General features: G+C 38.5%; 11 protein-coding genes and 1 pseudogene. 8 read left to right on the top strand and 4 right to left on the bottom strand.

The features are described from left to right. Together CWATDRAFT_RS29580 and CWATDRAFT_RS40765 are read right to left on the bottom strand one after the other, a co-directional pair. Window positions 1-616, bottom strand: a 616-nt coding sequence (locus CWATDRAFT_RS29580) for an IS1634 family transposase (protein WP_042712860.1), incomplete at its 3' end; no start/stop codon positions are given. Window positions 617-942: 326 nt separating this feature from the next. Beyond that, window positions 943-1,125: pseudogene (locus CWATDRAFT_RS40765) on the bottom strand (Hsp70 family protein); the annotation flags it as partial. 94 nt (window positions 1,126-1,219) lie between these two features. Here CWATDRAFT_RS40765 and CWATDRAFT_RS29570 point away from each other — a divergent pair. The 8 genes from CWATDRAFT_RS29570 to CWATDRAFT_RS29545 all read left to right on the top strand — a co-directional run bounded on the left by CWATDRAFT_RS29570 (window position 1,220) and on the right by CWATDRAFT_RS29545 (window position 4,405). Beyond that, on the top strand, window positions 1,220-1,567 hold the full coding sequence (locus CWATDRAFT_RS29570; RefSeq protein ID WP_007308398.1) for a rubredoxin: 348 nt from the start codon (window positions 1,220-1,222) through the stop codon (window positions 1,565-1,567). An 88-nt stretch (window positions 1,568-1,655) separates the two neighbouring features. Continuing rightward, window positions 1,656-2,648 carry a photosynthesis system II assembly factor Ycf48 gene (locus tag CWATDRAFT_RS29565; RefSeq protein WP_007308399.1) on the top strand — a complete coding sequence of 331 codons (993 nt, stop codon included), beginning with the start codon at window positions 1,656-1,658 and terminating at the stop codon, window positions 2,646-2,648. A 100-nt stretch (window positions 2,649-2,748) separates the two neighbouring features. After that, window positions 2,749-2,994, top strand: a complete 246-nt coding sequence (gene psbE, locus CWATDRAFT_RS29560) for a cytochrome b559 subunit alpha (protein WP_007308400.1) — start codon at window positions 2,749-2,751, stop codon at window positions 2,992-2,994. Window positions 2,995-3,268: 274 nt separating this feature from the next. Beyond that, the gene (gene psbF, locus CWATDRAFT_RS35075; RefSeq protein ID WP_007308401.1) at window positions 3,269-3,403 is read left to right on the top strand and encodes a cytochrome b559 subunit beta; all 135 of its coding nucleotides are present in this window, start codon (window positions 3,269-3,271) and stop codon (window positions 3,401-3,403) included. 10 nt (window positions 3,404-3,413) lie between these two features. Then, window positions 3,414-3,533: a photosystem II reaction center protein L gene (locus tag CWATDRAFT_RS35070; RefSeq protein ID WP_007308402.1), complete on the top strand. Its 120-nt coding sequence runs from the start codon at window positions 3,414-3,416 to the stop codon at window positions 3,531-3,533. A 36-nt stretch (window positions 3,534-3,569) separates the two neighbouring features. Then, window positions 3,570-3,689: a photosystem II reaction center protein J gene (locus CWATDRAFT_RS29555; protein WP_007308403.1), complete on the top strand. Its 120-nt coding sequence runs from the start codon at window positions 3,570-3,572 to the stop codon at window positions 3,687-3,689. 133 nt (window positions 3,690-3,822) lie between these two features. Then, the gene (locus CWATDRAFT_RS29550; protein WP_007308404.1) at window positions 3,823-4,119 is read left to right on the top strand and encodes a BrnT family toxin; all 297 of its coding nucleotides are present in this window, start codon (window positions 3,823-3,825) and stop codon (window positions 4,117-4,119) included. Continuing rightward, window positions 4,109-4,405, top strand: a complete 297-nt coding sequence (locus CWATDRAFT_RS29545) for a hypothetical protein (protein WP_007308405.1) — start codon at window positions 4,109-4,111, stop codon at window positions 4,403-4,405. Before CWATDRAFT_RS29550 ends, CWATDRAFT_RS29545 begins: the two co-directional genes overlap by 11 nt. A gap of 36 nt (window positions 4,406-4,441) precedes the next feature. Here the strand turns inward: CWATDRAFT_RS29545 and CWATDRAFT_RS29540 are convergent, their stop codons facing one another. Further along, entirely contained in the window at window positions 4,442-4,981 is a 540-nt protein-coding gene (locus CWATDRAFT_RS29540) for a cofactor assembly of complex C subunit B (RefSeq protein WP_232287235.1), read from the bottom strand. Further along, a complete protein-coding gene (locus CWATDRAFT_RS40760; protein ID WP_232287234.1) occupies window positions 4,957-5,025 on the bottom strand; it encodes a hypothetical protein in 69 nt (22 codons plus the stop codon). Before CWATDRAFT_RS40760 ends, CWATDRAFT_RS29540 begins: the two co-directional genes overlap by 25 nt. Window positions 5,026-5,145: the final 120 nt, after the last annotated feature.

Here is a 5,145-nt window from a genome sequence, read left to right as displayed (position 1 = left end):
GGATGGCTGGACCGATTATTTCATCTCCTACTCTCACAAATAATGGAATATCTCCATCTTGGCTTGTTATTAAATCCAAGACACATTGTTTTAAGTCTGGTCTATGATCCCGAGAATATCCTTTCTTAATAAGAATTGGTCTTTCTTTAATAATTTTTTCTTCTTCCTGTTTCTCTTTATCTTCTTCCCTTTTATATTCTCCATCTAAATGAAATGATGTGGAATCTAAATGGGAGTATTTAAGGTCTATTTTAAATTTTTTAATTACTTCTAAAACTACTTCAATAAAAATATCATTTAGTCCATATTTATATAATTCATCCATTACTCTCCCAATTTTATCATCATTAAGGTAATCAGGTTTAATTCTTTCTCCTAACAATTTCTCAATGGCTTTATCTTGAAAAAACTGACTGAATAAATATAGAGGTCTTGAAACAAATCCTAGTCCATTGATTAAAATAGACTTAACTACTGTACCTGCTGAGATTTTTTCTCTAACATCTATTCCTAATTTATTATTAATTATTTTGACTATTCCTATTTCATCAATTAAACCAGCTACTATCCCTAAATGGTCTAAATTTTTAACTTGTATTTCTTCTAAATAAGACATTTTTCGCTCTTTTTTTACAGAGGAAACAACTTAAGCAATTATACCACTTTTTTGTCTTCAAGAGCTTAAGCAATTATACTTAATTATTAACCCCAGGCTTGTAGTATTTAATGCTACTTTTTGAAGTGCGGAATCTGGGTTTTAAAAAAATTGAGATTTTTGGGGCAAAGCTTGGGGCGTTTAGTCGCAATGATAGCCTATCACCAGATAATTACGAAATGTTGGTCATTGCTCAAAAGTAATATTAACAAACAAAACATTAACATCTCTTATGTTTTTTTAATAGAATATTTGTTGGCAATCTGTTGTTATTAAGATGATAAACATTGGGAGTCGTTAAAATAGGCCGGAACGGTGATAACTGCCCCGGTAACAGGCTCTCCTAAGTGACGTTCGGCTTCTTCTGCCAACTTACGGAGAATTTTAGCGGAAATTTCTTCGGGAGCAAAGTCTTTTTTGAGGCGAGGGCATTTAATTTTAATGCTACCGTATTCATCCCGACGGATAGTGTTACGATAATCTGCCATAGCAAGATTTGTGCAAATTGTTAAGTTTATGGGATAATTTGTAACATAGATATTAAGATTTGCTTAGAGTATAGCAATGACTGAAAAAACCCAAGAAAAGACCCTAGCCGAACTCGCACCACCCGACCACGAATGTCGCCTCTGTGGCTACGTTTATGAGACAAAAAAGGGCGATGCCAAAGCAAACGTTCCCCCTGGAACACTTTTTTCCGAACTCCCCAGTGGCTGGAAATGCCCCGTCTGCGCAGCCAAACCCAATCAGTTCGTCAGTATTGGCGCAACCAACGCTCCCTCCGGGTTCCAAGAAAACCTAAACTATGGCTTTGGTGTCAACACTCTGACCCCAAATCAAAAAAATCTCCTGATTTTTGGAGGATTGGCCGTAGGTTTCGTGTTTTTCCTCAGTTTATACGGGTTAGGTTAACTCTGTGACCTTGGTAATGCTTTAAACAAGCTCAACCAACCAACAAATGACAAAATCAAATTTTTAGCCGTCCATTGACCTTGTATTTATGAGAAAACTGAAACAATTTGTAATATTAATAGCCATTTCCTTATTGTGTATTAGTTGCAGTCGGGTTCCATCCACCCTAGATAACCCCTGGAAAGCCCTTTCCTTGGAAACAGATGTAACATTCGCTGACATTGCCTTCACCGATGATCCCGATCACGGTTGGTTAGTGGGAACCAAAGCAGCTTTGTTTGAAACCACCGATGGAGGAGACTCCTGGGAAGAACGTAAATTAGAAATCGGCGACGACAAAGCTAGTTTCACCGGAGTTAGTTTCAACGGCGAAGAAGGCTGGATCACCGGAAAACCTGCTATCCTGTTACATACAGAAGACGGTGGGGAAAACTGGTCTCGCATTCCTTTGAGTGAGAAACTTCCTGGCGCACCAGATGGTGTGGTGGCACTTGCCCCCGAAACCGCCGAAATGGTCACCAACTTAGGAGCTATTTACAGAACCGACAACGGAGGGAAAACTTGGAACGCCCTAGTTGAAGGTGCTGTGGGTGTTGCCCGTAATATTGAGCGATCGCCCGATGGTCGTTACGTCGCAGTTTCTGCGCGGGGTAACTTCTATTCCACCTGGGAACCTGGACAAGGGGAATGGACTCCCCATAACCGCAACTCATCCCGGAGATTGCAAGCGATGGGTTACAGTGGAGAAGGAGGTCTTTGGTTACTAGCCAGAGGTGGACAACTTCAATTTTCTCCCCCAGAAGACTTAGAAGACTGGCAAGAAGTGGTTTATCCAGAACCTTCCACCAGTTGGGGTTTACTGCACTTAGCCTATCGTACCCCCGAAGAACTTTGGGTGGCTGGCGGTAGCGGTAACTTGTTGGTAAGCTTTGATAATGGAGAAACCTGGGAGAAAGATCGGACTATTGAAAGCGTGCCTTCTAACCTTTATAAAATCGTTTTTGTTAATGCCGAAAAAGGTTTTATTTTGGGACAAGATGGTGTCTTACTCAAATATGAACCCGGATCAGAAACAGCTTAAAATCTTCTTATTTCAAGAAGTGTGTCAAACTGCTTCGGAATCGTAGTAGACTAGAGTTTACCATTCGTAATAAATTTTCAGATCAGAGGAGAAACTTAAAATGTCAGGTGTTACCGGAGAACGTCCGTTTTCAGATATTGTTACCAGTATTCGTTACTGGGTTATTCATAGCATCACCATCCCCATGTTATTCATCGCCGGTTGGTTGTTTGTTAGCACTGGGTTAGCTTATGATGCTTTCGGGACACCTCGTCCTGACCAGTATTTTACTCAAGAACGTCAAGAACTACCCATTGTTGGAGATCGTTTTGAAGCAAAAGACCAGATCACAGAATTTAATAAGTAATCAAAAATTCGGCAGTAATAACGTAAGTCCAAAAGGTGATTTGTCTAAGAAAATTTTATACTCCTTGGGACACAGGGAGTCTGCCTCGGTACAGTTAAAGCTGTACGCCAGGAGCTTGCCACGAAAGTGAGTAAAACCTGGGGAGGCTGAGTCAGACCAAAACAAGACTTGTCTTGGGTCAACTTCGGCCAATGAAAGAGGAAACCCCAAACGAAGTATAGCCGAGTTTGTGGGTATGTCACTAAGTAGTTTAGTTTAGAACAGGTTTAAAACAATGGTAAATGCTACCCCCAATCAACCAATTTCATATCCCATTTTTACCGTCAGATGGTTAGCGGTTCATACTTTAGCCGTTCCTTCTGTCTTCTTTGTCGGTGCGATCGCCGCTATGCAATTTATTCAACGCTAGGAGTTTATTCATGGATAGAAATGAAAACACTAACCGTCAACCAGTCGAGTTAAACCGTACATCCCTTTATTTAGGATTACTTTTAATCGCAGTCCTCGGCATTCTCTTTTCCAGCTATTTCTTTAATTAATTCATTTTTGTCAGGTAACATCTAGGAGGTAAAATCATGTTTGCAGATGGTAGAATTCCCCTTTGGCTTGTAGGTTTAATCGCTGGAATGGGAGCTATTTCCGTTCTCGGCCTTTTCTTCTACGGCGCTTATGCTGGTTTAGGATCTTCTATGTAGAAGTCAATTATCAAATTTCAGTATGATTTCTCAACAACCGCCTATTAATAATAATGGGCGGTATTTTTTTGGGAATTATCTCTGAGTAATTTCAAAAAATCAACCTATGTTAATGGATTTGATATAATAAAGTATGGAGCGCAAATTTATTCTTAATGGTATTACTTTTATCTGGAATGAGGAGAAAGCAAGGCAAAATAAAATTAAGCATAAAGGTGTTACCTTTGAAAGAGCAATAGAAGCCTTTTTTGATCCCTTTTTAGTTGTTGTAGATGCTAGTCGTAATTATGAAGCAAGAGATGCCATTATCGCCATGGATAAACAAAATTATCTTTTATTTGTGGTTCATCTTCAACAGGAAGATGACATGATTAGGATTATTTCCGCCCGTAAAGCTACCCGTAAAGAACGCAATTATTATGAAAATTGAAACCTTAAAACAAAGATTAAAAAAAGATCGCCCCATGAAAACAATTACCCTTCGTATTCCTGAAGATGTGGTTGAAGACTTAGAGAGAATAGCACCCATATTAGGTTTTTCTGGTTATCAACCTTTAATGAGAACTTATATTGGACAAGGGTTACGAGAAGATTTAGAGAAACTAGAAAATAGTCCGTTTTTGGAATTGATCGAAAGTCTTAAACGTCATGGTGTGGAAGAAGATATTATTAATAATGCTCTTGAAGAAATTACTTATAATTCCGATAATAGTTGATGTCCATTTATCTATTGTAAATTGAAAAATAACTAACTATTGTAATTTAGTTGGGTTTAATTCGCTTTCCAATGTTAAAGTTAATTTATCGGCAATTCCTTCGATCCAATTTTCATCTTGTTTGGTATAACTACGAGGAACATTCGCTCCTAAAATTATCGCCCCATTACTCCCTAAGGGTTGACAAATAACCCCTTGTGTGTTGGGTGGCAAATAATCAAATTCAATTTTGCCAGGATACAAAGTTAAATTCACCAGATAAACAGCTTTTTGCTTTTCTAACACTCTTTTTAAGATTTTTCCAGGAGTAACCTGAGAACTTTCCCCTAAAATACCTCGACGCAACAACACTTGATCCTGATAATAGACAACCAAAGATTGAGTTACAGTATTTTTTAAGAGCATCACAGAAGCCCAAGCTAATTCAGTTTTGATAGAATCAGATAAGTTAGGGTTTAACTCGATGCCTTCCTCTCCGATCAAAGTAACAGCATCAGGCGATCGCGGTTGAAATTGTTGCCAAATTAATCCCACTAAAATTAAGACACCACTTAAATAACCCCCACAACATCGGATCTTGCTTGAGACTCCGTTAACTGTACTGGTGTTAAGCGATTTATTAATAAGAGTATTCCTTCCTAAACCACCCAGCAAAAAGAGGAATTTAATCGTAAAAACTCGGTTAGGGACCTGAAGGCCTAAAAAATTGCTAAACCTTGAACAATAGTTTAACAGTTGTA

The organism is Crocosphaera watsonii WH 8501 (genome assembly GCF_000167195.1).
Lineage (GTDB): Bacteria > Cyanobacteriota > Cyanobacteriia > Cyanobacteriales > Microcystaceae > Crocosphaera > Crocosphaera watsonii.
Note: the sequence above shows the minus strand (reverse complement) of the source record. Positions and strands in the feature narration are given on the sequence as shown.